The 25,615-nt window shown below is 71.0% G+C and carries 21 protein-coding genes, 1 tRNA gene and 2 pseudogenes; 8 read left to right on the top strand and 16 right to left on the bottom strand.

Going from position 1 to position 25,615, the window contains the following annotated elements:
- Positions 1-3: 3 nt before the first annotated feature.
- Positions 4-1,149 carry a 4-hydroxyphenylpyruvate dioxygenase gene (gene hppD / locus ACQF4J_RS27765; RefSeq protein ID WP_351570564.1) on the bottom strand — a complete coding sequence of 382 codons (1,146 nt, stop codon included), beginning with the start codon at positions 1,147-1,149 and terminating at the stop codon, positions 4-6.
- Between the two features lie 127 nt (positions 1,150-1,276).
- Here hppD and ACQF4J_RS27760 point away from each other — a divergent pair, with 127 nt between their 5' ends.
- The 3 genes from ACQF4J_RS27760 (at position 1,277) to ACQF4J_RS27750 (ending at position 2,617) form a co-directional block, all read left to right on the top strand.
- On the top strand, positions 1,277-1,762 hold the full coding sequence (locus tag ACQF4J_RS27760; RefSeq protein ID WP_427167045.1) for an Lrp/AsnC family transcriptional regulator: 486 nt from the start codon (positions 1,277-1,279) through the stop codon (positions 1,760-1,762).
- 77 nt (positions 1,763-1,839) lie between these two features.
- Positions 1,840-2,418 carry an ArsR/SmtB family transcription factor gene (locus ACQF4J_RS27755; RefSeq protein ID WP_351570570.1) on the top strand — a complete coding sequence of 193 codons (579 nt, stop codon included), beginning with the start codon at positions 1,840-1,842 and terminating at the stop codon, positions 2,416-2,418.
- A gap of 16 nt (positions 2,419-2,434) precedes the next feature.
- The gene (locus tag ACQF4J_RS27750) at positions 2,435-2,617 is read left to right on the top strand and encodes a hypothetical protein (protein ID WP_427168625.1); all 183 of its coding nucleotides are present in this window, start codon (positions 2,435-2,437) and stop codon (positions 2,615-2,617) included.
- Positions 2,618-2,701: 84 nt separating this feature from the next.
- On the opposite strand, the gene ACQF4J_RS27745 is transcribed toward ACQF4J_RS27750, so the two are convergent.
- The 4 genes from ACQF4J_RS27745 to ACQF4J_RS27730 all read right to left on the bottom strand — a co-directional run bounded on the left by ACQF4J_RS27745 (position 2,702) and on the right by ACQF4J_RS27730 (position 7,966).
- Positions 2,702-3,493 carry a S16 family serine protease gene (locus tag ACQF4J_RS27745; RefSeq protein WP_351570574.1) on the bottom strand — a complete coding sequence of 264 codons (792 nt, stop codon included), beginning with the start codon at positions 3,491-3,493 and terminating at the stop codon, positions 2,702-2,704.
- 51 nt (positions 3,494-3,544) lie between these two features.
- Positions 3,545-4,186, bottom strand: a complete 642-nt coding sequence (locus tag ACQF4J_RS27740) for an IclR family transcriptional regulator (protein ID WP_351570577.1) — start codon at positions 4,184-4,186, stop codon at positions 3,545-3,547.
- Between the two features lie 316 nt (positions 4,187-4,502).
- Positions 4,503-6,308, bottom strand: a complete 1,806-nt coding sequence (locus ACQF4J_RS27735) for a DEAD/DEAH box helicase (RefSeq protein ID WP_351570580.1) — start codon at positions 6,306-6,308, stop codon at positions 4,503-4,505.
- A 182-nt stretch (positions 6,309-6,490) separates the two neighbouring features.
- Positions 6,491-7,966, bottom strand: a complete 1,476-nt coding sequence (locus tag ACQF4J_RS27730) for an MFS transporter (protein ID WP_427167043.1) — start codon at positions 7,964-7,966, stop codon at positions 6,491-6,493.
- A 212-nt stretch (positions 7,967-8,178) separates the two neighbouring features.
- Here ACQF4J_RS27730 and ACQF4J_RS27725 point away from each other — a divergent pair.
- Both ACQF4J_RS27725 and ACQF4J_RS27720 read left to right on the top strand, forming a co-directional pair.
- Positions 8,179-8,250: transfer RNA gene (locus ACQF4J_RS27725), tRNA-Cys, on the top strand.
- A 219-nt stretch (positions 8,251-8,469) separates the two neighbouring features.
- Entirely contained in the window at positions 8,470-9,102 is a 633-nt protein-coding gene (locus ACQF4J_RS27720; protein WP_351800168.1) for a DUF6082 family protein, read from the top strand.
- Positions 9,103-9,155: 53 nt separating this feature from the next.
- Here ACQF4J_RS27720 and ACQF4J_RS27715 read toward each other — a convergent pair.
- Positions 9,156-9,408, bottom strand: a pseudogene (locus tag ACQF4J_RS27715) (tyrosine-type recombinase/integrase); the annotation flags it as partial.
- Between the two features lie 99 nt (positions 9,409-9,507).
- Here ACQF4J_RS27715 and ACQF4J_RS27710 point away from each other — a divergent pair.
- Positions 9,508-9,636, top strand: a pseudogene (locus tag ACQF4J_RS27710) (IS630 family transposase); the annotation flags it as partial.
- Between the two features lie 43 nt (positions 9,637-9,679).
- Here the strand turns inward: ACQF4J_RS27710 and ACQF4J_RS27705 are convergent.
- On the bottom strand, positions 9,680-10,324 hold the full coding sequence (locus tag ACQF4J_RS27705) for a dihydrofolate reductase family protein (protein WP_427167041.1): 645 nt from the start codon (positions 10,322-10,324) through the stop codon (positions 9,680-9,682).
- Positions 10,325-10,829: 505 nt separating this feature from the next.
- Here ACQF4J_RS27705 and ACQF4J_RS27700 point away from each other — a divergent pair.
- Positions 10,830-12,035 (top strand): hypothetical protein, encoded by a 1,206-nt coding sequence (locus ACQF4J_RS27700; protein ID WP_427167040.1) that lies wholly within the window; start codon positions 10,830-10,832, stop codon positions 12,033-12,035.
- Between the two features lie 62 nt (positions 12,036-12,097).
- On the opposite strand, the gene ACQF4J_RS27695 is transcribed toward ACQF4J_RS27700, so the two are convergent.
- From ACQF4J_RS27695 to ACQF4J_RS27665, 7 genes are all read right to left on the bottom strand, one after another.
- Positions 12,098-13,255, bottom strand: a complete 1,158-nt coding sequence (locus ACQF4J_RS27695) for an SUKH-4 family immunity protein (RefSeq protein ID WP_351570605.1) — start codon at positions 13,253-13,255, stop codon at positions 12,098-12,100.
- 286 nt (positions 13,256-13,541) lie between these two features.
- Entirely contained in the window at positions 13,542-15,851 is a 2,310-nt protein-coding gene (locus ACQF4J_RS27690) for a xanthine dehydrogenase family protein molybdopterin-binding subunit (RefSeq protein ID WP_351570607.1), read from the bottom strand.
- A complete protein-coding gene (locus ACQF4J_RS27685; RefSeq protein ID WP_427167038.1) occupies positions 15,848-17,698 on the bottom strand; it encodes a 2Fe-2S iron-sulfur cluster-binding protein in 1,851 nt (616 codons plus the stop codon). The genes ACQF4J_RS27690 and ACQF4J_RS27685 overlap by 4 nt, the downstream gene beginning before the upstream one ends.
- Complete coding sequence (locus ACQF4J_RS27680) at positions 17,695-18,588, bottom strand: FAD binding domain-containing protein (RefSeq protein ID WP_142152278.1); 894 nt, start codon at positions 18,586-18,588, stop codon at positions 17,695-17,697. Before ACQF4J_RS27680 ends, ACQF4J_RS27685 begins: the two co-directional genes overlap by 4 nt.
- Before the next feature lie 260 nt (positions 18,589-18,848).
- A complete protein-coding gene (locus ACQF4J_RS27675; RefSeq protein ID WP_427167035.1) occupies positions 18,849-20,507 on the bottom strand; it encodes a beta-N-acetylhexosaminidase in 1,659 nt (552 codons plus the stop codon).
- Between the two features lie 89 nt (positions 20,508-20,596).
- Positions 20,597-20,881, bottom strand: a complete 285-nt coding sequence (locus ACQF4J_RS27670; protein ID WP_351570613.1) for a DUF3039 domain-containing protein — start codon at positions 20,879-20,881, stop codon at positions 20,597-20,599.
- A gap of 29 nt (positions 20,882-20,910) precedes the next feature.
- Positions 20,911-21,483, bottom strand: a complete 573-nt coding sequence (locus tag ACQF4J_RS27665) for a YqgE/AlgH family protein (RefSeq protein ID WP_427167033.1) — start codon at positions 21,481-21,483, stop codon at positions 20,911-20,913.
- Between the two features lie 254 nt (positions 21,484-21,737).
- Between ACQF4J_RS27665 and murA the strand changes: the two genes are divergently transcribed.
- Positions 21,738-23,078 (top strand): UDP-N-acetylglucosamine 1-carboxyvinyltransferase, encoded by a 1,341-nt coding sequence (gene murA / locus ACQF4J_RS27660; RefSeq protein ID WP_351570618.1) that lies wholly within the window; start codon positions 21,738-21,740, stop codon positions 23,076-23,078.
- A gap of 389 nt (positions 23,079-23,467) precedes the next feature.
- Here murA and ACQF4J_RS27655 read toward each other — a convergent pair whose 3' ends face one another.
- Both ACQF4J_RS27655 and ACQF4J_RS27650 read right to left on the bottom strand, forming a co-directional pair.
- Entirely contained in the window at positions 23,468-23,749 is a 282-nt protein-coding gene (locus tag ACQF4J_RS27655; RefSeq protein ID WP_004000874.1) for an HU family DNA-binding protein, read from the bottom strand.
- A 325-nt stretch (positions 23,750-24,074) separates the two neighbouring features.
- Positions 24,075-25,490 (bottom strand): NAD-dependent malic enzyme, encoded by a 1,416-nt coding sequence (locus ACQF4J_RS27650; protein WP_351570621.1) that lies wholly within the window; start codon positions 25,488-25,490, stop codon positions 24,075-24,077.
- Positions 25,491-25,615 lie beyond the last annotated feature (125 nt).

Here is a 25,615-nt window from a genome sequence, read left to right as displayed (position 1 = left end):
GGCTCACAGGTTTCCGCGCTTGGCCTGCTCCCGCTCGATCGCCTCGAACAGGGCCTTGAAGTTGCCCTTGCCGAAGCCCATCGAGCCGTGCCGCTCGATGAGTTCGAAGAAGACGGTCGGCTTGTCCTGGACCGGCTTGGTGAAGATCTGCAGCAGGTAGCCGTCCTCGTCGCGGTCGGCGAGGATCTTCAGCTCACGCAGGGTCTCGATCGGCACCCGGGTGTCGCCGACCCACTCGCCCAGGGTGTCGTAGTAGGAGTCGGGGGTGTTGAGGAACTCGACGCCGGCCGCCCGCATCGTCCGTACCGTCTGGACGATGTCGTTGGTGTTGAGCGCGATGTGCTGGACGCCCGCGCCGCCGTAGAACTCCAGGTACTCGTCGATCTGGGACTTCTTCTTGGCGATGGCGGGCTCGTTGATCGGGAACTTGACCTTGAGCGTGCCGTCGGCCACCACCTTCGACATCAGCGCGCTGTACTCGGTGGCGATGTCGTCGCCCACGAACTCCTTCATGTTCGTGAAGCCCATGACCTTGTTGTAGAACCCCACCCACTCGTTCATGCGGCCGAGTTCGACGTTGCCGACGCAGTGGTCGATGGCCTGGAAGGTGCGGTGGGCCGGCGGCTCGACGATCGGGGTGGCGGCGACGAATCCCGGGAGGTAGGGGCCGTCGTAGCCGGTGCGCTCGACCAGGGTGTGGCGGGTCTCGCCGTAGGTGGCGATCGCTGCGAGGACGACCGTGCCGTTGTCGTCCTTCAGCTCGTACGGCTCGGCGACGCTCTTGGCGCCGTGCTCCAGCGCGTAGGCGTACGCGGCGCGGGCGTCCGGGACCTCGATGGCGAGGTCGACCACGCCGTCGCCGTGCTCGGCCACGTGCCGGTCGAGGAAGTGCCCCCAGGTGGTGGCGGGCTTGATGACCGAGGTGAACACGAAGCGGGCGGAGCCGTTCTCGAGCACGTAGCTGGCGGTCTCGCGGCTGCCGTTCTCGGGTCCCGAGTAGGCGACCAGCCGCATGCCGAAGGCGGTGGAGTAGTAGTGCGCCGCCTGCTTCGCGTTGCCCACGGCGAAGACGACCGCGTCCATTCCCTTGACCGGGAAGGGGTCGGCCTGCCGGGCGGTGTCGGGAGTGTGGTGTGTGGTCTGGGTCATAGCGGCAGCCTGATGCGGAGCGGCAAGGTGCGCAATAGTTTGCGTATCAGCTGGACAATCTGTTCAGCAGAAGGGCTGCGGATGCGGTCTTTCTGTACAGGATGACCATCGCACTCGGGAGGCTGCTGTGGCGATCGACCACTTCGACGGCCGGATCCTCGTACTGCTGGCACTGGAGCCGCGGATCGGGGTGCTGGAGATGTCCCGGCGGCTGGGGGTGGCGCGCGGGACGGCGCAGGCGCGCCTTGACCGGCTCCAGTCGAACGGTGTCATCCGGGGGTTCGGGCCGCAGGTGGATCCGGCGGCCCTGGGATACCCGGTCACCGCGTTCGCCACCCTCCAGATCCGGCAGGGCCAGGGCGCCGACGTGCGGGCGCACCTGGCATCCGTGCCGGAGGTACTGGAGCTGCACACCACCACCGGCAGCGGGGACATGCTGTGCCGGCTGGTGGCCCGGTCCAACGCGGATCTCCAGCGGGTCATCGACCGGGTCGTCGCCATCGACGGCATCGTCCGGGCGGCCACCGCGATCGTGATGGAGAACCCCGTTCCGCTGCGGATCATCCCACTGGTGGAGCAGGCGGCGCGGGACGCTTCCACGCAGAAGACTTGACGCGAAGAAGTCGATGCAAAGAAGTCGATGCATAGAAGGCGTTGCAAAGGACTCTTTGCAACGCTACCTTTGTATGCGTGACCGAGCAGCCACGGACCCCGGAGGTCCGCCATCTCGACGCCCGCTCCCTGCGCGGGCTCGCGCACCCCCTGCGTATGCAGCTGCTGGACGCCCTGCGCTTCGGCGGCCCCGCCACCGCGTCCCAACTCGCCGAGAAACTGGGCGAGTCGAGCGGCGCCACCAGCTACCACCTGCGCCAGCTCGCCGCCCACGGCTTCGTCGAGGACGCCCCCGAGCACGGCAAGGGACGGGAACGCTGGTGGAAAGCGGTCCACAAGGGCTTCAGCTTCGACGACTCCCTGCTCACCGACACCGATCCGGCCGTCCGCGGAGCCGCCGACCTGTACCTCCACGAGATCGCCATGAGCCAGGTCAGGAACCTGTCCACCTGGCTGGGCGACCGCGGCTCATGGCCCGAGGAGTGGAACCGCGTCTGGGACATGAGCAGCGCGACGCTACGGCTGACGCCCGAACTCACCCGTGAACTGATCGAGAAGATGCACGCGCTCGTCGACTCCTACCGCGACCTGGACGTCGAGGACGACGACGCGGCCCAGGTACGCATCCACACGCACGCGTTCCCGATGAACGACTGAGAGGCCGGAGCCGATGCTGCCCCCCGAGTCCCACCTCGCCGCGCACCACACCCGTGCCGCCGAACTCCACGCCGAGGCCGCCGCCCACCGCCTCGCCGCCGAGGCCGTACGCACCCTCGATCTCCGTGCCCGCCTGGGCTGGACGCTCGTTGAGGTGGGCCTGCGCCTCGCCACACCGAGGCCGGCGCTGAACGCCTAGACCGGGCACGGCGGGCGCGATCGAACAGAACTTCAGCGGGCGACGATCGGGCAGGACCTCAGCAGGCGACGATCGGGCAGGACTTCAGCAGGAGGCGACGGAGCCCTTCCCGCTCTCCAGCGCCACCAGCGAGTCCACGGCGCTCTTCAACGTCGTCACCGGGATCAGCCGGAGCCCCTTCGGCAGCTCTGACCTGGCGTCGGAGCACTCGGCCCTGGGGACCAGGAACACCGTCGCCCCGTCCCGCCGCGCGGCCTGCGTCTTCAGCGCGACGCCGCCCACGGCGCCGACCTTGCCGTCGGCGTCGATGGTCCCCGTACCGGCGACGGTGCGGCCGCCCGTGAGGTCGCCGCCACCGCCGTTGCCGTCGAGCTTGTCGATGATGCCCAGCGTGAACAGCAGCCCGGCGCTGGGCCCGCCCACGTCGGCGAGTTTCAGGGTGACCTTGACGTCCTTGCCCGTCAGATGGAGGTAGTCCAGCGCGGCCTCGGTCGCCGCGTCCTGGGACTCCTTCATCTGCTCGCTGTTGTGCTGCTCGATCTGCTGGGTGGACTGCCCGCTGGGGTAGACGGCGTCGCGCGGCATGACGGCCCGGTCGGTGGCGAACCACGCGGAGAGCACGTCGCCGAGCGAGACCTGCGTGTCCGGGTTGGTCGCCTCGATCGTCGTCATCCGCAGCTGCCCGGTGGTCGCACGGGTCTTCGCGCCCGAGATGGTGATCACCGGAGTGCCCTTGTTCTCCCCGAGCACGTTCGCGGTCATACCGGGCTGCGCCAGCGAGAACGGCAGCGGCGCGAAGACCGCCGTGGCGATCAACGCCACGACGGGCAGCGCGCAGACGGCGAGGGCCTGGGGGCGGGTGAGGCGAGAGAGCACGGGATCAATCTAACGCGAAGAACCCTTTCGGCCGCCTCCGGGCCGCACCGCTCACTGCAGGGCTTCGGCGACCTCCCGTGCCGCGTCCACCACCCGCGGGCCGACCCGCTCGGGCACCGCGTCGGCGAGCATCACGACCCCGACACTCCCCTCGACCCCGGTGACCCCGAGCAACGGCGCCGCGGCGCCACTGGCGCCCGCCTCCAGCTCGCCGTGCGTGAGGGTGTACCCGCACTCCCCCGTCGGCTTGGCCCGCGCGGCCAGGATCGCCTTGCCCGCGGCCCCCCGGTCCAGCGGATGCCGGAAGCCCGCCCGGTACGCCACGTGATAGTCGGTCCAGGAGGGCTCGACGACGGCGACCGCCAGCGCGTCCGCCCCGTCCACCAGCGTCAGATGAGCGGTCGCCCCTATGTCCTCGGCGAGCGAGCGCAGGGCAGGCAAGGCGGCCTCCCGGACCAGCGGATGCACCTGCCGTCCCAGCCTCAACACACCCAGCCCGACCCGGGCACGTCCGCCCAAGTCGCGCCGTACGAGGGCGTGTTGTTCCAGAGTGGCGAGCAACCGGTACACCACGGTCCGGTTCACGCCCAGTTTGGTGGAAAGCTCGGTGACGGTCAGCCCATGGTCCGTGTCGGCCAGCAGCTTGAGGACGCGTAGTCCCCGGTCGAGCGTCTGAGAAGTCTCCGCGGTCACGACGCCCACTCCTCCAAGTGGTGAGGTCGGCGACCTCCGAGCGGCAGTGCGTCACCGAGTCCCGTCGGCGACGCGCAACAGAGGCCGCCGATCGGCCGGCGACCCGGCCTGTACCGGGCCGCGTCGCTTCACGGCTGCGCTCCGCGGCGGCGCTGCCACGGGGCGTGTGCGTAGCGGGACAGTAGCGAAGGGGGTTCGCTGAGCGGAAGTCTCCGTCCAGAATCCGGGCACGGGACGGCAGGGACTACCCCGTTTGTCCCGATACCAGCACGAGTCTCAGGCGTACCGGCCTGCGAGCACCATGGGCCTACGGCTGTCACCGCATCCGCGTGGCCCACTCCTGCACCTTGGCGATCCGCTGCCTGAGCTGTCCGGCCGTCGCCTCCGCGCTCGGCGGCCCGCCGCACACCCGCCGCAGCTCGGTGTGGATCACGCCGTGCGGCTTGCCGCTCTGGTGGACATAGGCGCTGACCATGGTGTTCAGCTGCTTGCGCAGCTCCATCATCTCCTTGTGCGAGACGACGGGCCGCCGCTCGGCCGGCAGCTCCAGCAGGTCGGCCTCCGTGTCCGGCTTCTTACGGCTGTGCGCGATCTGCCGGGCCTGCCGCTTCTGCAGCAGCAACTGCACCTGGTCGGGCTCCAGCAGCCCCGGGATGCCGAGGTAGTCCTGCTCCTCCTCGCTGCCCGGGTGGGCCTGCATGCCGAACTCGGCACCGTCGTACAGCACCCGGTCGAAGACCGCCTCGGACTCCAGCGCCTCGAAGGCGAACTGCTCCTGCTCGCCGGTGTCCTCGTCCTGCTCCTTGTTCGCCTCCTCCATCTCCTTCTCGGACTCGGCGTACGGGTCCTCCTCGCCCTCCTTCTTCGGCTTGTCGAGGGCGTGGTCGCGCTCGACCTCCATCTCGTTGGCGAAGGTGAGCAGGTCGGGGACGGTCGGCAGGAACACGGAGGCGGTCTCGCCGCGGCGCCTGGACCGCACGAAGCGGCCGACGGCCTGGGCGAAGAAGAGCGGGGTGGAGATGGTGGTGGCGTACACGCCGACCGCCAGCCGGGGCACGTCGACGCCCTCGGACACCATGCGTACGGCGACCATCCAGCGGTCGTTGCTGTCGCTGAAGTCGTCGATCCGCTTGGAGGCGCCGGCGTCGTCGGACAGGACGAGTGTCGCCTTGGTCCCCGTGATCTCGCGGATCAGCTTGGCGTAGGCGCGCGCGGAGTCCTGGTCGGAGGCGATGACGAGGGCTCCCGCGTCCGGGATGCCCTTCCTGACCTCGGTCAGCCGCTGGTCGGCGGCGCGCAGCACGCTCGGCATCCACTCGCCGCGCGGGTCCAGGGCCGTACGCCAGGCCTGGCTGATCGCGTCCTTCGTCATGGGCTCGCCGAGCCGCGCGGCGATCTCGTCGCCCGCCTTCGTCCGCCAGCGCATGTTGCCGCTGTAGGAGAGGAAGATGACCGGCCGGACGACGTGGTCGGCGAGGGCGTTGCCGTAGCCGTAGGTGTAGTCGGCGGCGGACCGCCGGATGCCGTCGTTCCCCTCCTCGTACGTGACGAAGGGGATCGGGTTGGTGTCGGACCGGAACGGCGTACCGGTGAGCGCCAGACGGCGGGTGGCCGGCTCGAAGGCCTCCAGACAGGCCTCGCCCCACGACTTGGAGTCACCGGCGTGGTGGATCTCGTCGAGGATGACGAGCGTCTTGCGCTGCTCCACCCGGTTGCGGTGCAGCATGGGCCGCACGCCGACACCGGCGTAGGTGACGGCGACGCCGTGGTAGTCCTTGCCGAGCGGCCCCGCGCTGTACTCGGGGTCGAGCTTGATCCCTATCCGCGCGGCCGCCTCCGCCCACTGCTTCTTCAGATGCTCGGTCGGCGCGACCACGGTCACCTGCTGCACGACGTGGTGGTGCAGCAGCCAGGACGCCAGCGTCAGCGCGAAGGTCGTCTTGCCGGCGCCGGGTGTGGCGACGGCGAGGAAGTCGCGCGGCTGCTCCTGGACGTACTTCTCCATCGCCCCCTGCTGCCAGGCACGCAGCTTGCTGGCGGTGCCCCAGGGGGCACGGCCGGGGAAGGCGGGAGAGAGATGGTGGGAGTGCGAGGCGGAGCTGGTGGCGGCGGAAGTAGTCACGGTCTCCGTGGGTGGGTCGGGCGGCTCGGCTGACGAGGGTCGGGAAGCGGCTCGGCTACGTATGACAACCGGGCCACCCTACCGGCGGGCCACCGGTGTCAACGCGCGGACAAGGCCGGGTCGCCCGTGGGTGGGACCCACGTCACAGCCGCACCGGCGCCGGGCCCGAACCTCGCCGGCTCCTACGACGGCCCCCGCAGCCGGGTGGCCACCCAGGCCCCCACCAGGGCCACCGCGGCCATCGGCAGGAACACCGCGGCGAAGGCCGCAGGATGCGAACCGGACGCCTGGGTCGCCGTATGGCTCACCGCTCCCCCGCCCAGTGCCGCGAAGGCCGCGCCGCCCGCCGCCAGCAGGACGGTGTTGGAGAGGCCGTCGGAGATCTGGAGGGCGGCGGAGTTCGCGCCGGCCTCCTCGGGGGCGGACAGCTGGAGCAGGAGGACGCTGGTCGACGAGATCACCAGACCCATGCCGAAGCAGCCGACGGCCCAGGCGACGGCGACGGTCCACACGGGCACCGAGTGGACCAGCACGCTGGGCGCGGTGGCGATCGCGGCGGTCACGAGCAGCATGCCCACCGTCATCAGCCGCTCCCGGTACGGCTCCACACGCGCCCGCGACTGCAGCCACGACCCCAGTGCCCACGTTCCGCCGCCGGCCGCGAGCGAGAACCCGGCCAGCGTCGGGGTGAGCCCCCGCTCGGTGACGAGCATCAGCGGCACGAAGGACTCGGCGGCGACGAAGGACCCCGCGGAGATGCCGCGCAGCAGCACGACGGACGGCAGCCCGCGCACCGCACGGTAGGTGCCGCGCGGGAGCAGCCCGAGCACGGCGGGTACGAGCAGCGCGGCGCCGACGACGCCGGGGAGGAGGGAGAGCGGACGCAGGTCCTGGGCGGCGTACTGGAGGAGCCCCGCGCCGAGCGAGACGGCGAACGCGAGCCGGATGCGGCGCCGGTCGGCGGAGGGGGAGGCGGCGGAGGTGACTGCACCGTCGGGGGTGGCGTCGTCGCCGGGGGTGGTCACCGGGCCGCCCGCCCGGCGCCGTATCTGCGGCAGCGCGAGTGCGAGGGGGAAGACGACGAGGACGGGGATGCCGACGAACACCCAGCGCCAGCCGAGGTGTTCGGTGACCGCGCCGGACGCCAGCGGCCCCACGATCGACGGTACGACCCAGCCGGCCGCGAACCCCGCCATGATCGCCGGCCGCAACCGCTCGGGGTAGGCCCGCCCGACGACGACGTACAGGGCGACGATCACGAGCCCGCCGCCCAGCCCCTGAACGGCGCGCCCCAGGATGAACAGCCACATCGCGGACGCCGTCCCGGCCAGCAGCAGTCCCGCGGCGAAGCACCCGATCCCCGTGGTCAACGCCCCGAGCGGGCCCCGCCGGTCCGACCACTGCCCGGCGAACACCATCCCGAACAGGCTGGTGGTGAAATATCCCGAGAACGCGAAGGCGTACAGCCCCACCCCGTTCAACTCCCGCGCCGCCACCGGCATCGCCGTCCCCACGGCCGTCGCCTCGAAGGCGATCAACAGCACGACGGACACGATCCCGACGCTGAGCGCCCGGTACTCCCGTCCCAGCACGCCCTCTTCGGCACGGCCCCGGGTCTGGTCTGCGACGGCGGCGTCACGCGGTTCGAGGGCGGTCATGCCCGCCAGCGTAAGGTGCGCAGCCGCCCATCACCCCTGTCGGAGGTCTCCCCCGACCTCGGACCTTGGTCTTACGCCCCGCCCCCTCGAACCTTTCATGAACGCCGTATGGCAGTCCCGTTGCACCGCCCCCGATTCCCTTGAGCGCCGCCCCCACCCGCCCATACGGTCGACTCACCGAGTTCGGAAGGGCCCCACCGCCCACCCGACCCGGCCGTGTGCCCGAGTGGTCCAGGGACTCGCCTGCAAAGCGAGTTACGCGGGTTCGATTCCCGCCACGGCCTCTGACACCTGACCAGGCAAAACGAAAGGGTGGCCCCCTGTGAGGGGCCACCCTTCTGCTAGTCCGTCTCAGTTGCCGTCTCAGTTACCAGCAGAACTCGGGGCCCGAGCACTCACAACCTTCCCTTGCCTGCTTCGAACCGAGCTTGAACGATCTACACAGTTCACGGTCTGGGTGGGTATGCCTCCACGCAGGATCAGACTGCGACAGAGGGGGGCTCATGGCTCAAGGACTTGCATGGCGTCAAAAGTCGCTCACACGGGCCCTAGTAGGCATAACGATCATCTTTGCACTGATGCTAGCTCCCTTACTGATCATAAAAATCGCACCCTCAGGAACGGACTGGGGAAAACTCAGCGATGTAAGTCAAGTCTACGCCGCCGTTCTCTCAGCAATCGCCGTTTTAGGCGTTGCTGCTGCATTGACTTACCAGGCGCGGCAAACAGACCTTGCGCACGCAGAGGCGGCCCGCATCTACCACAGAGAACTTCTGATGGCGACCTTGAACGACCCAACCCTAATGTCCTGCTGGGCACCGGACTTCACGGCTCTGTCAGCAGAGGAAGCGAGGCGGATAATCTTCGTCAATCTGATCGTTAGTGAGTGGTTTACCCAATACCAGCTACATGAGCTCACCGATGAAGCCGTACTGGTGATCTTTTCAAGCCAGTTCCGCGGCGAAGTGGCCAGGAAGCACTGGGAAATGAGCCGAGGGCCGCGGCGTAAATTGCATGAAGCAGAGGGTGATTTACGAGGATTGAAGTTTGTTTCAATTGTAGACACGGCTTTCGCACAGGCCACTGCGGAAGGGCCAGCAACTCCGCCTGGCGCGTACTTCAGGGATGCCCAATAACCTTCTAGACTGCGCCACGTCGAATGCAGACGCAGACAAGAAGGAGACAAAGTCTAGTTCTCACCTTCTCGCCGGGTCTCGTCCAGCTTCCAGATAAGCCCGTCGACCTGCCTCGCCACGTCGGCCCTCACTGCGTCCACCATGTGCTGGTACCGCGCCGCCATGGCCGTTGTCGACCCACCCCATGAGGCCCATGACGGCCCGCTCGGGGATACCGAGGATGAGCAGGACTGTGGCGGCCGTGTGGCGCGCATCGTGCAGACGCCCATTTCGCACCTTCGCCTCTGCCAGAAGCTCCTTCCACTCCGGTTCAGGTTGCTAGTGCTCTGACCGCATGGGTTCGCCGGGTTGGCCGTCGTGACGGTTGGATGTGGGGTGACGTCCGATCCGACCGCTGGAGGTGCGGTGGCCGAGCCCGTCCGTGTGCGCAGACTGACCGACCAGGAAGGGCAGAAGCTGCAGCAGATCGTGCGCCGGGGCAGCACGAGTTCGGTGCGTTACCGGCGGGCGATGAAGAGCATCCGCTGGGGCGGACGCCCCCTCGCAGTCGCAGCCTGAACTCGGGTGGGCCCTCGCGTCACCTTCGCCAGAACAGGTGGTGCGTCACGCCGCTCGGGCTGGGCACGACCTCCAGGTGGAACCGGTCGAGCAGCTCATCGGGGGACTCCCAGAGGCGCAGTCCGGACCCGAGTTTTACCGGTGAGACCGCCACATGCAAGGTGTCGACGAGGCCAGCATCAAGGAACTGCCGGATGGTGGTGACCCCACCACCTAGCCGGACGTCCTTGCCCTTCGCCGCTTCCCGCGCCCGTTCGAGGACCGTGGCCGGGCTGCCGTCGACGAAGTGGAACGTGGTGTCGGAGAGCGTGAACGACGGACGCGTGTGGTGGGTCATGACGAACACCGGGGTGCGGAAGGGGGGCTCCTGCCCCCACCAGCCGCGCCACTCATGGTCCTGCCAGGGCCCGCGCTGGGGCCCGAACTTGTTGCGGCCCATGATCTCGGCACCGATGTTGCGCGCGAAGTCTCGCGTGAAGTAGTCGTCGAGGCCCCGGCTCCCTCCGGGATCCGTGCGCATGGGCCAGCTCGCCGTGGCTCCGGCCCAGGCGAACAGCCTCTCGGGATGATCCTGGCCGAACGGCCGCACGAGACTCTGGCGCTCACCGGCACCGATGCCGTCACTCGAGACGTTGAAGTTCATGACTCTCAGCAGTTGATCCACGTGTGTCCTCGTCAGTCCTGTCGCGTCATCGTGTGGCGAGGCGCCGCACATCATGACGTCGAACGGGACGTGGCCGGATCGACAGCGGCCCGCAACTTTGTCCAAGGCGTATCAGAAAACGGCCCAGGCGTCGCACCGGACGTCACCGCCTATCCAACCGCTCCGGCCGCCAACCCGGCGAACCTACGCGGTCAGAGCACTAGCTCCGTCTCAGTTTCCGTTTCGTTCGTAGGCGTGCGCGGTCGTTCAGGACCGTTCACACAGTCCCGCCGGCCATGCCATCCGTATGGGATTGAACGCCCCTGAACGACGCCGGATCATGCCATGACCAGCACGGGCAAACATGCAAAGCGAGTTACGCGGGTTCGATTCCCGCCACGGCCTCCGATGCGTCCGTCTCTTCCGCGACGGCAGCACAACCCCAGGTGCCCCTCGGGTGTCCTTCACATGACCGGGTGTCGACCCACCGGTCGTCGTGCTGTCTGTTTTCGACGAGGAGATCCACGTGCGCCAGCACACGCGCTCGTACATCCGGCCCTCGGCCGCCTTCGTGGCCGCCGTCGCGATCGCCGGCGTCGTCGCTCCCGCGGCGCATGCCGCGGACGCCGCGGCCGATCTGGTGGTTTCGGCGCTGCCGAAGGCGACGCCCAAGCCGGGTGAGGTGTACGACGAGAACGTCGTCATCACCAACAAGGGCACCGCCGCCGCGGACGGCGTCAGCTTCCGGGTGCGGTTGACCCGCGGGCTCGACTTCCCGGAGCCCGTCGCGGGCTGCACGTACTCGACCGTCGAGGACCAGGTCCGGCAGGCCGTGTGCAAGATCGACGAGGTCGTCGAGCCCGGCGCCTCCATCAAGACCGCCGTACGGTTCAAGGCGCTGCCCAAGGCGCTGATGGAGGCCGTCGAGTACGGCACCGGCAGCACCGGTGAGACACCGGGCGAGGGCTTCACCGACAGCTACCGGCGGCTGGCCCTCACCGCCGACAGCACCGCCGACCTCGTCGCCGTCGGCGACGACACCGAGGCCCTCGCGGGGAACTGGCAGTCGGTCACGGCGACGCTGCGCAACGACGGCCCCGGCTGGATACGCAACCAGGAGAGCGACGACCAACCCGCGCTCATGGTGCACATCCCGGCGGGCACCTCCGCCACCGAAGTACCCAAGGACTGCTCGCCGTTCGACATCGACGGTCCGTCCGCCCCGGGCGGGACGCCGGGCGCGGCCGTGTACGTCTGCACGCCCGCCGACCACACCATCGAGGTCGGTCAGTCGCTCCTCTACACCTTCATGCTGAAGATCGACGCCGATGCGAAGACCACCACCGGCGAGGTGAAGGCGACGTCGGTCTACGACATCCACCCGGCCTTCGACAAGAACCCGGCCAACGACAAGGCGCAGATCCACATCGCCATCCCCACCGACAACGAGGAAGACCCCACCACCTCGGGCGGCTCCACCGGTGGTTCCGCGGACGGCGGTTCCACGGACGGCGGTTCCAGCAGCGGTGGCAGCGGCGGCCACGGCAACGACCCGCAGGGCCAGGCAGTCGGCGGTACCGGGTCCGGTGACGGCTCGGTGACCGGCACTCTGGCGAGCACCGGCTCCGACGGCATCCCGGTGGTCGCCGGTGCGGCGGGCGCCGCGGCAGTGTTCGGTGGCCTCCTGGTCGTGGCCGCACGGCGGCGCCGCGCGGGCACCGAGGCCTCCTAGAGTCTCCCGGTCGCGGCGGATCGCGTTCCGGGCACCGGTCGTCCGGCGCCCGGAACGCCTCCTCAGAGCACTCCGCCCGCCTCGTCCTGGAAGGCCTGGGTCCAGTAGTGCCAGTCGGCCGACGTGGTCGTGGCCGTCGGGTCGACCGAGGCGAGCACCTGGAGCATGGTCGCGGCGAGCTGGTCGTAGGCCTGGGTCGTGAGCTCGTGGGAGAGGTACTTGTCGATGCCCCGCTCGCGCTGGTGCAGCCAGAGGGTGAAGGCGAGGGTGGAGACGTCCGTGTTGAGCGGGTAGAGCCTCGCCTCCGGCTCGCTCCAGTTCAGGACCTCGCCCGTCGCGCCGTCCACCACCAGGCTGTTGTCCTCGACGAGGTGGCCGAGGCGTATCAAGTGGTCGGCCCGCGCGGGGAGTTCGAACGGGGAGGCGGTGCCGGGGCGGTCGTCCGCCGCGTACTCCGCGAGGGTCTGCAGCGGCACCTCGGTGTCGAGGTGGAACAGGACCGTGTCCTCCGGCAGGCCCGTCTCGCGCAGGAAGCGACGGGTCGGCTCGTGCGTGAGCGTGGCCGGGAAGTCGACGTCCTCGAAGCGGACCACGCGCGCGTGGCCGAACTCCTCGTCCAGCAGCCGGGCGGGGACGTCCAGGGTGAGGCCGGTACGCGTTCCGGGGCCGGTGGCGAGAGCGAGAGGGCGGATCAGCGCCGCGGCCTTCCAGTACGGCGGGACCCGGCCGTCCGTGTCCTCCTCGAACAGCGCCAGCAGCTGCCGGGAGGCCTCGGCCGCCGCCTTGGTGCCGTGGCGTCCGGCGAACGACGCGAACTGCCCGCGCAGGTCCGCCAGTTCCTCGGTGACCGCGGCGAACCGCACCAACGCCTCCAGCGAGGGCGCCAGCGGACGGTCGTCCATCGCCTCGAAGAGGTACGCCGTGCTGATCTCGCCCGTGCCGCCGTCGAGGAGGATCGACTCCGCCTCCATGCCGACGGGCGCGAGGAGTTCGCCTATCACCAGCCGGTCCCGCAGTTCCCGATCGGGTCCGGGGGCCCCGTCGGTGCTCTCCGCCAGCGTGCGCAGGCCGTCCGTGCGCAGCACGGCGAACGTCAACAGGGCGCCGGAGCCCGGCAGTCCGGGACCCGTCAGCCGGCGCCGCGTCGGGGCGTGCGTGACGTACGGGTCGAGTTGGTCCTCGGTGAACCTGATCGCCGCGACGGCGGTGTCGGTCGTCATGCCCTTTGCTCCCCCGGATTTTCCGCTGCGCCCGGCCCGCTGTGTCCGCCCGCAGTCCCGCACGGGGACGGCCGACCGGACGTGGACGCAGCCTGCCGTCCGCCTCGTGGCCGGCAGCCGTTCCCACTGCTTGAAACAGTACGCCCCGCCACTGACAACGGCCCCTGATCACAAGACGCTCAGCACACCCTCGCGCGTTCCCTCCCCGCGAGAATCGCCGCCCCCGTCCGCCCCACGGCCGGCTCCGAGTGTCCGGCCAGTGGCCGGGGAACCGGCGTCCCGACCGCTACTGCGACGTGACGACCGCGGCCTGCGGGCGGATCGGCAGACGGTTCACCGGGCGGCCGGTCGCGGCCCGCACGGCGGACGCGATCGCGGCGGGGGACGTCACCACCGGCACCGCGCTCACCGCCTTCGCCCCGAAGGGCGCCACCACGTCCCGCTCCTCCACGAGCCTGACGATGCGGATGTCCGGGGCGTCCAGGGCCGTGGGCAGCGCGTAGCCGGTCAGGTCGGGGTGGCGGATCAGCCCGCGCGCGGTGCGCAGGTTCTCCGTCAGCGCGATGCCCACGCCCTGGGTGACGCCCGCCTCGATCCGGGCGGCCAGCTGGGCCGGGTTCAGGACGCGGCCGACGTCCTGGGCGAGCGCCAGCTCCACGACCCGTACCGAACCAAGTTCGATGTCGACGTCGACCACCGCGCGGATCGCGCAGAAGGCCATGCCGACGAAGGCGTCGCCCTGGCCGGCGTCGTCGAGCGGCTCCGTGGGGTGCGGCCGGCACTGGGCGGTCGCCCACAGTTCCTTGCCGTCCATCGCCTCGGTGACGGTCGTCGACAGGACTCCGTCGTACGAGGTGATCTTGCCGTCGGTGATCTGGAGCAGCTCCGTGGACATGCCGAACTTGTGGGCGAGCGGCTGCAGGAGCTGGGTGCGGACCATCTTGGCCGCGCGTTCCACCGCGCCGCCGGAGACCCACGTGTGGCGGCCGCGGCAGCCCGCGCCGGCCGGGGGCTGGTCGGTGTCGACGGGGGCGACGTGCACCTCGTCGATGCCGAGGGTCTCCTGGACGATCTGGCGGGCCAGCGTGGTGAAGCCCTGGCCGGTCTCGACGGCCGCGCACAGTACGGTCGCGACGCCGTCCTGGACCTTCACGGTCGCCGTGGAGACCTCGTCGGCGCCCTCCGCGCCGAGCATGTGGACCATGCCGAGGCCGTAGCCCACGCCCCGGCGCACCGCGCCGGGCTCACCCGCGCCCTCGGGGCCGCCGGGCAGCAGCCACTCGTCCTCGGGGGTGTCCTTGGGCAGCGCGGGAAGCGGGAAGTCCCGTACCGCCTGCAGCAGTTCCGCGACCGGTGCCGGGCAGGTCACCGTCTGCCCGGTCGGCAGGACGTCACCGGTGGCCAGGACGTTGCGCAGGCGCAGTTCCGCGGGGTCGACGCCGAGCTTCTTGGCCAGCTTGTCCATCTGCGCCTCGTAGGCCGCGCACACCTGCATGGCGCCCTCGCCCCGGACGTGGCCGGAGGGCGGGTTGTTGGTGCGTACGGCCCAGCCCTCGATGAAGGCGTTGGGCACGACGTAGGGGCCGCAGGCGAAGCCCACCGCGGCGGCCAGGGCCTCGGAGGAGGTGTCGGCGTAGGCGCCCGCGTCGAGCAGGATCTGCGCCTCGACCTTGACCAGCCTGCCCTCGGCGTCGGCGTGGTGGCGGTATCTGAGCAGGGTGGGGTGGCGGTGGACGTGGCCGAGGAAGGACTCCTCGCGCGTCGCGGTGAGTTTGACCGGGCAGCCGGTCCGCAGGGCCAGCAGGCCGAGCGGGAGCTGGAAGCCCTGGTCCTCGCGGTCGGCGGTGGCGCCGGGGACACCGGTGACGACGATCTTGACGCGCTCGGGTTCCAGGCCGTAGCACGCGGCGGCCGTGTCGCGGTCGGCGTGCGGGTCGGTGGAGGCCAGGTAGAGCTCGACGCCGCCATCCGGGCGCGGGACGGCGAGGCCGGCCTCGGCGCCGATGGGGGCGGGGTCCTGGCGGCCGATGCGGTACAGGCCCTCGACGACGATCTCGCCGGCCGCGTCCGGGTCGCCGTGGCGCAGCGGGATGTGCCGGATCAGGTTGCCGTCGGGGTGCAGCGGTTCGGCCTCGAAGGCCTGCTCGGGGTCGGTGACGGGGTCGAGGACCTCGTACTCGACCATGATGGCCGCGGCGGCCATGCGGGCGGTGTCGGGGTGGTCGGCGGCGACGGCGGCGATGGGTTCGCCGTGGTGGCGTACGACCTCCGAGGCGAAGACCGGGCGGTCGGCCTTTCCGCGTCCGTGCACCGGGGTGCCGGGGACGTCCTCGTGCGTGACGACGGCCCGGACGCCGGGCATCTCGCTCGCGTGGGACGTGTCGATCGACACGATGCGCGCGTGCGGGTGCGGGGAGCGCAGTACGGCCGCCCACAGCAGGCCCTCGGCCCACAGGTCGGCCGCGTACGGGAACGTGCCCTCGGTCTTGGCACGGGCGTCGGCGGCCGGCAGGGAGACGCCGAGGCCGTGCGGGATCGGCTCGGGGGCGGGTGCTGCCTCCGCGGCGGTGGTCGCGGTGGCGGCTTCGTTGCTCACGCCTGGCCTCCGTCCTGTCCGTACGCCTGGTCGTGCGGGGCCGGGTCGAACGCCGACGGGTTGACACCGCCGGCTCCCGGACCCGCCTGGTGGGGAATACGCGCCTCGTCGCCGTCGTGTTCGGCGTCCGCGGCATTGTGCGCCTGTCGTTCGGCGACGACCTCCTGGACGGCGTCGACGACGCCCCGGTAGCCGGAGCAGCGGCACAGGTTGCCGCACAGGGCCTGGCGGGTCTCCAGCTCGGTCGGCGCCGGGTTGCCCTCCAGCAGGTCGTGCACGGTCATCGCCATGCCGGGCACGCAGAAGCCGCACTGGACGGCGCCGCACCGGGCGAGCGCGCGCTGCACGTCCGACGGCTGCCCGTCCTCCGCGAGGCCCTCGACGGTACGGACCTCGCTGCCGGCGGCGGTCACGGCGGGCACCAGGCAGGAGGCGACGAGGCGCCCGTCGACCTGGACGTTGCACGCCCCGCACTCGCCCTGGGAGCAGCCGTCCTTGGCGCCGGCGAGCCCGAGGCGCTCGCGCAGCACGTAGAGCAGCGACTCGCCGATCCAGGCGTCGGAGACCGGGCGCTCCACGCCGTTGACGCGCAGGACGTAGGAGGCGAGGGGGTGCTCCTCGCCGGGCAGCGAGGACGCGGGCTCCTCGGAGTCGTCCGGGGTGTCCGCGGCGCCGGTGGTGTCGTCGGAGGCCGTGTCCGGACCGCCCTCGGGGGCGGCGACTGCGGCCTCCGCCGCGTCCTCCGTCCCGGGTTCGTCACCGGGCTCCGTGAACGCCTCTACGGGCCCCTCGGCGGCCTCGGCGGCCTCCTGGGCCCCCTCGGCCACCCTGACGGCCTCACGGGCCCCGTGGACGGCCTGTGAGGCGGCTGCGGCGGCGTCGGACGCGGAGGCGTAGCCCTCGCCGTGCCCGGAGGTCGGCGGTCCGGCGGGATCGCCGGCCTGCTGGGGGGCCTCCGGGATCCGCTCGCCGGCGTGGGTCCTGTCCACGCCCGCGGCGCCGTACTCGGCGGTCTGCCGGGGGTGTTCGCCGGCCGGGGACGGGATCTCCCGCGGCTGTTCGCCGACGTGCCCGCGCGCGGCGGCCGCGAAGCCGGTGCCGTCCTCGGGTCCGCCCGTCGTCGGCGGTGCGCCGGGGTGGCCGTGGGGCCGCTCGACGCCCGTCGGACGACCGGGCGGGTGCCCGGCGCCGGTGCGCCCGCCGTCCGTCCGGCCCGGGGCGGTGCCGGTGCCCGCCGCCGAGGCGAGGGGGCGTCCGGCGCCGTCGGTTCCCGTCGGTTCCGCGGTCTCCTGTCCCCAGGGCAGGCCCGCGCCGTCCGTCGCCCAGGGCGCGGCCGCGCCGCCGGGGAGGGTCGCCGGGGGTGTTCCGCCCCACTGCTGGACGAGGGACGACGTGGTGAACTCGCCCGATTCGTCCGGAAGATCACCATTGGCGACGGGGATCGACCACTGGCCGGTGACGTCCTGGCCGGCCCCAGGACCGCCCTCGGTGCGCGCCGGCTCCTCGTAGGCCCACTGCTGCGTGGTGGCGGGGTTGTACGTGAACTGGTCGTTCCCGGCGCCGTGCGGCACGGCGTTGGGGTCGGGCCACTGGGCGCCGTCGGCCGGTGCGGCCCAGGCACCCGGGGCCTCCGGGTCGCCGCCCGGCGTGGTCTGTATCTGCGGCGGCACATAGCCGTGGCCGCGTGCGGCGAGCGGGCTGTCCGCGGCGGCGAGGAGCGCGTCGATGCCGCCCTCGGGAAGTTTCACGAAGGCGGTCGCACCGTCGTCGTAATCGCCCTGGGGCAGCGGGTCCCAGCGGCCGCCGCTCTGGGGCGGGGTGCCCTCTCCGTGCTGGTCGTCGGTCACGACAGCGCCCTCCCCAGTGCTCGTCGGGCCAGCGCGGCGACGGTGCGCCGCAGGTGCAGAACGGCGGGCGGAAGCTGCGGTACGGATCCGTCGGCCTCGGGGGCCGGGTCGGGGATGCAGGCCGCGGCGACGTACTCCCCGAAGGCCTGCAGCGCCTCGGGGACGATCGCGCGGCCGTTGTCCCAGTCGATCAGCCGGGCGACCCACTGCTCGGCGTCCAGCGGACGCAGCGGCATCGGCGCTATGGCGCCGACGGCGCACCGCACTCCGCGCCGCGCGGGGTCGAGGACCAGCGCGACGGAGGCCATCGCGCGGCCCGGTCCGGTCCGGCCGGTCGCCTTCAGGAAGACCTGCGGCGCGTGCAGCAGGGGCACGCGCACGTACCCGATGAGTTCACCGCCGCGCAGCATGTCGACGCCGGCCAGCAGGTGCGACACCGGGATCTCCCGGCGGGCTCCGCCCGGGCCCGCGATGATCAGTGTCGCCTCCAGGGCGGCCAGGACCGGCAGCGCGTCCCCGGTGGGCGCGGCCGTGGCGATGTTGCCGCCCAGGGTGCCCGCGTTGCGGATCTGCGGCGGGCCCGCGGCGCGGGCGGCGGCGGCGAGCGCCGGGATCAGGGCGGCGAAGTCGGGGCGGCCCATACGCGCGTGCGTGAGGCCGGCGCCGAGGAGTGCGTGACCGTCCTGGTACTGCCAGCCGCGGATCTCGCTGATCCGGCCGAGGCCGACCAGCGCGGCGGGCCTGAGCTGCCCGGAGTTGACGGCGGCCATGAGGTCGGTGCCGCCCGCCACGGGCACGGCGGCGGGCATGGCGACGAGGGCCGCCACGGCCTCGTCCAGCGTCGTGGGCAGCGTGACGGACTGCGCCGCCTGCGGTGCGTGCGTGGTCAAACCGGCTGCCCCTTCCCGCTGCCCCACCTGGTCCCACCTGTGTTGCCGTACGGTACGTGCTGACAGGGCGGACGTGGCAACTCTGGCACATCTTCGGGGCACCCGAAGACGGGGGTCCACTACGAGGCATTCGCCCCCGCCACCAGGGAGATGATTCGTTTTGGCGCGGCATGGCCGGTGCGCGCGATTTGGCACTCTTCGGTGATGCTTACGACAGTTTTCCACCGCCCGTTCGGGAGGGCCGGTTGCCTGTTCGGGGACTACCTGTTCGGGGGCGTGCCCTCGATCGGGCGGCCGGGCACCCCGGGGCGCCGCTGCCACGGCCGGGGCCCGGACGGTGGCCGATAGCCGACCCCGAGGGCGTCCAGCCGCCGGTAGTGCACGGCCATCCGCTCCTCGAAACCGGCGTAATCCCGCTCCCCGGGGGCGGGCAGCCGGCTCCAGGCGACCTCGGCGAAGGCGGCGAGCCTCGGGAAGGTCTGGTAGTCCACGCGCGCGTGGTCCTCCATCACCTCGGTCCACACGTTGGCCTGCGCGCCGAGGACGTGCTCGGCCTCCTCGGGCGTCAACTCCGGTGGCACGGGCTCGAAACGGTAGACGTCCTCCAGGGTGCGGACGTAGCCGATGGGCACCGGCTCGTCGGCGCCCGCCTCCTGACGGTGGTCCAGGTACACGTACTGCTCGGGGCACATGACGACGTCGTGGCCGGCCCGCGCGGCGGCGACGCCACCGCCGTAGCCCCGCCAGGAGGAGACCGCGGCCCCCTTCGCCAGGCCGCCCTCGAGGATCTCGTCCCAGCCGATCAGACGGCGTCCGCGCGCGCTCAGCCAGGCGTCGAAGTGGCCGATGAACCACGCCTGGAGGCCGTCCTCGTCGGCGAGCCCGAGTTCGCGGATGCGGGCCTGTGCGGCCGGGGAGCGCCGCCACTGGTCCTTGAGGCATTCGTCGCCCCCGACATGGACGAACTGCGAGAACTCGGCGGCGTCCGCGGGGAAGAGACCGAGCAGTTCCTCGAAGACGTCCTCGTAGAAGCGCAGAGTGGTGTCAGTGGGGGCGAGTACGTTGGGAGAGATTCCCCAGTCGTCCCAGACGGAGAGGGTGGTGGTGTCGATGACGTCGGTGTTGCCGAGTTCCGGGTACGCGGCGATGGCGGCCTGCGAGTGCCCCGGTACGTCGATCTCGGGGACGACGGTGATATGCCGCTCGGCGGCGTAGGCGACGATCTCCCGGATGTCGTCCTGGGTGTAGGAGCCGCCGTGCGGCTTCTGTTCCCACAGCGGCGAGGCCCGGTGGCCGAATTTCGTACGCGCCCGCCATGAGCCGATCTCGGTCAGCCGGGGGTACTTGAGGATCTCGACGCGCCAGCCCTGGTCGTCCGTCAGGTGGAAGTGCAGGACATTGAGTTTGTGCGCGGCCATCAGGTCCAGGTAGCGCAGGACGCCGTCCTTGGGCATGAAGTGCCGGGCCACGTCGAGCATGAGGCCGCGCCAGCGGAAGCGGGGTGCGTCGCGAATCGTGACCGCGGGCACCTCCCACCGCCGGTTCGAGGTGACGGGCGCGCGGCGGAAGGCGTCGGGGCCGAGGAGTTGGCGCAGGGTCTGGGCGGCGTGGAACAGTCCGGGCTCGGCCGCCGCCCGCAGCGTGATCGCGTGCCGGTCGACGGTCAGACCGTAGGCCTCGGCCTCGCCGGACTCCTCCGGGGCGATGCGCAGCACGATGCCGTCGCGGTCGCCGGTGTGCGGCGGCAGCGGCAGCCCGGTCGCCGCTCCGACGGTGCCGCGCAGCCACTGCGCCACCCGTTCGGTGCCCGGACCGGCGTCGATGCCGGAACCGGCGTCGAGCAGATGGCCCGCGCCTTCGCCCGGCGGTGGCGCCGAGAGTTCGCCGGGCGCCGGAATCAGTCCCGTCCGTACCGTCACATCAGCCCCTCAGCGTCGCGCAAAGGTCCCCGGGGCACGCCGGAACGCGCCCCGGGGACCTGACAGATCTCGGCCGGAAACCGGCAGGGCTACTTGTCGCCGCCCTTGCCCTTGTCGCCGCCCCCGGCGCCCATGGACTCGTAGATCTCCTTGCACATGGGACACACGGGGTACTTCTTCGGGTCGCGGCCCGGCACCCAGACCTTGCCGCAGAGCGCCACGACGGGGGTCCCGTCGAGGGCGCTCGCCATGATCTTGTCCTTCTGGACGTAGTGGGCGAAGCGCTCGTGGTCGCCGTCGCCGTGGGACACCTGTGGCGTCGGCTCTACGAGGGTTCCCGTACCAGTCCCGCGCTCGGGCTCGAGAGTGCTCATATCGCCAAGGGTACTGAAGCTCACACGCATCAGTTGAGCGAAGGGTCGTCCGGGTACGTGGCCACCATCGCGAGCTCGTTGCGCTGGCGGCGCAGGACCTCCCGCCAGAGCCGCTCGGGGGCCGGCGAGGAGACGTCGCCGGGCTCGGACTCCACGACGTACCAGGCGCCGTCGACCAGCTCCTCCTCCAGCTGGCCCGGGCCCCAGCCCGCGTACCCGGCGAAGATCCGCAGCGAGCCGACGGCCGAGGCGAGCAGCTCCGGTGGTGCCTCCAGGTCGACCAGGCCGATCGCGCCGTGCACCCGTCGCCAGCCGAGCGGGGCCCCGTCGACCGAGGAGCCGCCGGGGATGACGGCGACGCCGAGCGCCGAGTCGAGGGAGACCGGGCCGCCCTGGAAGACCACGCCGGGCTCGCCGGTCAGGTCGGCCCAGCCCTCCAGGATGTCGCCGACGTCCACCGGCGTAGGACGGTTGAGGACGACACCGAGGGAGCCCTCCTCGTCGTGGTCGAGAAGGAGCACCACCGCACGGTCGAAGTTCGGGTCCGCCAGGGCGGGCGTTGCCACGAGCAACCGCCCTGTGAGCGAGGACACCTCGGTCATGCCAGACATGATCCCGCATCTTGCGGCGACTCGGGGAGGCAATGGGGGTAAGAAGGGCGATTGCAGCTCAGGGCGGAAGGGAGCATGGCGGGCGCACGCGAGCCGTCGGTGACCCCATGTGCCCGACAGGGAACGGCCCGTGTTGTGACACAGCTATGACGTAGCTGGGCGGTACTTGGGCTTACTCAAGGGGGGTGGGCGGCGATTACCCTTTCCCTTCTGGCCCCTGCCCCACTCATCGGAACGCGAGATACATGACCGTCAACGACGATGTCCTGCTTGTCCACGGCGGAACCCCGCTGGAGGGCGAGATCCGTGTCCGCGGTGCGAAGAACCTCGTACCGAAGGCCATGGTCGCCGCCCTGCTGGGCAGCTCGCCGAGTCGACTGCGCAACGTTCCGGACATCCGTGACGTGCGTGTCGTACGCGGTCTGCTGCAACTGCACGGGGTGACGGTCCGTCCCGGTGAGGAGCCGGGCGAGCTGGTGATGGACCCGACGCACGTGGAGAGCGCGAACGTCGCCGACATCGATGCCCACGCGGGTTCCAGCCGTATCCCGATCCTCTTCTGCGGTCCCCTGCTGCACCGCCTCGGCCACGCCTTCATCCCCGGGCTCGGCGGCTGCGACATCGGCGGCCGGCCGATCGACTTCCACTTCGACGTGCTGCGGCAGTTCGGCGCGCGGATCGAGAAGCGCGCGGACGGGCAGTACCTGGAGGCGCCGCAGCGGCTGCGCGGTACGAAGATCCGGCTGCCGTACCCGTCCGTCGGCGCCACCGAGCAGGTGCTGCTGACCGCGGTGCTGGCCGAGGGCGTGACGGAGCTGTCGAACGCGGCCGTCGAGCCCGAGATCGAGGACCTGATCTGCGTCCTGCAGAAAATGGGCGCGATCATCGCGATGGACACCGACCGCACCATCCGCATCACCGGTGTGGACAGCCTCGGCGGCTACAACCACGGCGCGCTGCCGGACCGTCTGGAGGCGGCCTCCTGGGCGTCCGCGGCGCTGGCGACCGAGGGCGACATCTACGTCCACGGCGCCCAGCAGCGCTCGATGATGACGTTCCTGAACACCTACCGCAAGGTGGGCGGCGCCTTCGAGATAGACGACCGGGGCATCCGCTTCTGGCACCCCGGCGGGCAGTTGAAGTCGATCGCGCTGGAGACGGACGTGCACCCGGGCTTCCAGACCGACTGGCAGCAGCCGCTGGTGGTCGCCCTGACGCAGGCCACGGGTCTGTCCATCATCCACGAGACGGTGTACGAGTCCCGGCTCGGCTTCACCTCCGCGCTGAACCAGATGGGCGCCCACATCCAGCTCTACCGCGAGTGCCTGGGCGGCTCCGACTGCCGCTTCGGCCAGCGCAACTTCCTGCACTCGGCCGTCGTCTCCGGCCCGACCAAGCTCCAGGGCGCCGACCTGGTCATCCCCGACCTCCGCGGCGGCTTCTCGTACCTGATCGCCGCCCTCGCGGCCCAGGGCACGTCCCGAGTCCACGGCATCGACCTCATCAACCGCGGCTACGAAAACTTCATGGAGAAGCTGGTCGAGCTCGGCGCCAAGGTCGAACTCCCCGGCAAGGCCCTCGGCTGACCCGGCAGCCGCGCCGCTCGGGCCCCGGGCACACCACGTCCGGCTGGGGGTCCGGGGGTCACCCCCCGGGCAGACACAGCATGGAGAAGCTGGTCGAGCTCGGCGCCAAGGTCGAACTCCCCGGCAAGGCCCTCGGCTGAGGGCATTCATGGCGATGGGGCGGTCACCCGGTTTCCGGGTGACCGCCCCATCGGCGTTCAGCTGTCGCCCCTGAAAGGGGCGCGGGGAACTGCTTGACCTGCCACGGCCGGCCCGCGGTCGCCCACGACGCCCGTTCAGGTGTCGCCCCTGAAGGGGCGCGGGGAACTGCGCGACCTGCCACGGCCGGCCCGCAGTCGCCCACGACGCTCTAGGCCACGGCGCTCAGAACGGCGCTCGAAGCGGAGCGCTTACTTGCCCTTGGCGGCTTCCTTGAGCTTCGAGCCCGCGGAGACCTTGACGCTGTAGCCGGCCGGGATCTGGATCGGGTCGCCGGTCTGCGGGTTGCGCGCGGTGCGAGCGGCACGGTGGGTGCGCTCGAAGGTCAGGAAGCCGGGGATGGTGACCTTCTCGTCGCCCTTGGAGACGATGTCGCCCACGACCTCGGCGAACGCGGCCAGGACGGCGTCGGCGTCCTTGCGGGTCACCTCGGCGCGGTCGGCCAGCGCGGCCACCAGCTCACTGCGGTTCATGTTGTTACTCCCGTGTTCTTCTTGCCGTTGGGGTGTGCCACCCGGCGAGAGCCGCATGTGGCACAGCGAAGCCGATGCGCTCGCGCCCAGGGACGCATCCTGCCCCTACCTGCGACGGGAAAGCCAATCCGGCACCCGTCGGAGGCGTGAGAACACCCTAGGGAGTCACACGAAAAGAGGGCCTGGGAGGCCTGAGCGCGGCGCCGCCACCCTAGAGGGTGGCGACGGACGCCTGGTTCCACGACTCGCCGGTACTGCCGGTCGTGGTGATGCTCACAAGCCCGCGCACGCCATGGCCGGGCCCACTAGGCACCGTACGCCACCTCTACGGCGCGACGCCCGCCGCCTTGGCCGCCTCGCGCACCGCTCCCGCCACCGCGCCCGCGACCTTGTCGTTGAAGACGCTCGGGATGATGTAGTTCGGGTTGAGCTCGTCCTCGGTCACGACGTCCGCGAGGGCGGTCGCCGCGGCCAGCATCATCTCGGTGTTGACGGTGCGGGACTGGGCGTCCAGCAGGCCGCGGAAGACGCCCGGGAAGACCAGCACGTTGTTGATCTGGTTCGGGAAGTCGGAGCGGCCGGTGGCCACGACGGCCGCCGTCTGACGGGCGATCGCCGGGTCCACCTCGGGGTCGGGGTTCGCGAGCGCGAACACGATCGCGTCCTCGGCCATGGCGGCCACGTCGTCGCCGTCGAGGACGTTCGGGGCGGAGACGCCGATGAAGACGTCCGCTCCGCGAACGGCTTCCTTGAGCGTGCCGGTCAGGCCCTCGGGGTTGGTGTTGTCGGCGATCCAGCGCAGCGGCGAGTCGGCGGCGGCCTCGCGCAGGTCGTCGCGGCCGGCGTGCACGACGCCGCGGATGTCGGCGACCACGGCGTTCTTCACGCCGGCGGCGAGCAGCAGCTTGAGGATGGCCGTGCCGGCCGCGCCGGCGCCGGACATGACGACCCGGATGTTCTCGATCGGCTTTCCGGTGCAGCGCAGCGCGTTCTTCAGGGCGGCCAGGACGACGATCGCGGTGCCGTGCTGGTCGTCGTGGAAGACGGGGATGTCCAGGGCCTCGCGCAGCCGCGCCTCGATCTCGAAGCAGCGGGGGGCGGAGATGTCCTCGAGGTTGATGCCGGCGAATCCGGGGGCGATCGCCTTGACGATCTCGACGATCGCGTCGGTGTCCTGGGTGTCGAGGCAGAGCGGCCAGGCGTCGATGCCGGCGAACCGCTTGAACAGGGCGGCCTTGCCCTCCATGACCGGCAGGGCGGCCTTGGGGCCGATGTTGCCCAGGCCCAGCACGGCCGAGCCGTCCGTCACGACCGCAACGGAGTTGCGCTTGATGGTCAGGCGGCGGGCGTCCTCGGGGTTCTCGGCGATCGCCATGCAGACGCGGGCCACGCCCGGCGTGTAGATCATGGACAGGTCGTCACGGTTGCGGATCGGGTGCTTGGACTGCATCTCGATCTTGCCGCCGAGGTGCATCAGGAACGTACGGTCGGAGACCTTGCCGAGCGTGACGCCCTCGATGCCGCGCAGCTGCTCGACGATCTCTTCGGCGTGCGCGGTGGAGGTGGCGGCGATGGTGACGTCGATCCGGAGCTTCTCGTGCCCGGATGCGGTGACGTCGAGGCCGGTGACCGAGCCTCCGTGGGACTCCACGGCCGTGGTGATCTGGGAGACCGCCGTTCCGCCGGCGGGCACCTCCAGACGGACCGTGATCGAGTAGGAGACGCTGGGCGCCGTTGCCATGGCCGACTTCCTCTGCTTTCACCGTGTGACGCTGGTATGCGGTCCGATCGTCGCACCTACCCCTGAGTACGCGGTAGCCGCCTCGGATTGCGGACGTTTTGTTCACAGGGTGGTGTCGTTTTCGG

The sequence above is a fragment of the Streptomyces sp. C1-1 genome, assembly GCF_050214755.1.
In the GTDB taxonomy this organism is placed as follows: Bacteria; Actinomycetota; Actinomycetes; order Streptomycetales; family Streptomycetaceae; genus Streptomyces.
Note: the sequence above shows the minus strand (reverse complement) of the source record. Positions and strands in the feature narration are given on the sequence as shown.

Excerpts from the sequence above, each read along its gene's own strand:
- ACQF4J_RS27730 (WP_427167043.1), bottom strand. The coding sequence starts at position 7,966 with ATGACCGCCCTCGAACCGCGTGACGCCGCCGTCGCAGACCAGACCCGG.
- ACQF4J_RS27695 (WP_351570605.1), bottom strand. The coding sequence starts at position 13,255 with ATGACGACCGACACCGCCGTCGCGGCGATCAGGTTCACCGAGGACCAA.
- murA (WP_351570618.1), top strand. The coding sequence starts at position 21,738 with ATGACCGTCAACGACGATGTCCTGCTTGTCCACGGCGGAACCCCGCTG.
- ACQF4J_RS27655 (WP_004000874.1), bottom strand. The coding sequence starts at position 23,749 with ATGAACCGCAGTGAGCTGGTGGCCGCGCTGGCCGACCGCGCCGAGGTG.
- hppD (WP_351570564.1), bottom strand. The coding sequence starts at position 1,149 with ATGACCCAGACCACACACCACACTCCCGACACCGCCCGGCAGGCCGAC.
- ACQF4J_RS27665 (WP_427167033.1), bottom strand. The coding sequence starts at position 21,483 with ATGACCGAGGTGTCCTCGCTCACAGGGCGGTTGCTCGTGGCAACGCCC.
- ACQF4J_RS27650 (WP_351570621.1), bottom strand. The coding sequence starts at position 25,490 with ATGGCAACGGCGCCCAGCGTCTCCTACTCGATCACGGTCCGTCTGGAG.
- ACQF4J_RS27670 (WP_351570613.1), bottom strand. The coding sequence starts at position 20,881 with ATGAGCACTCTCGAGCCCGAGCGCGGGACTGGTACGGGAACCCTCGTA.
- ACQF4J_RS27720 (WP_351800168.1), top strand. The coding sequence starts at position 8,470 with ATGGCTCAAGGACTTGCATGGCGTCAAAAGTCGCTCACACGGGCCCTA.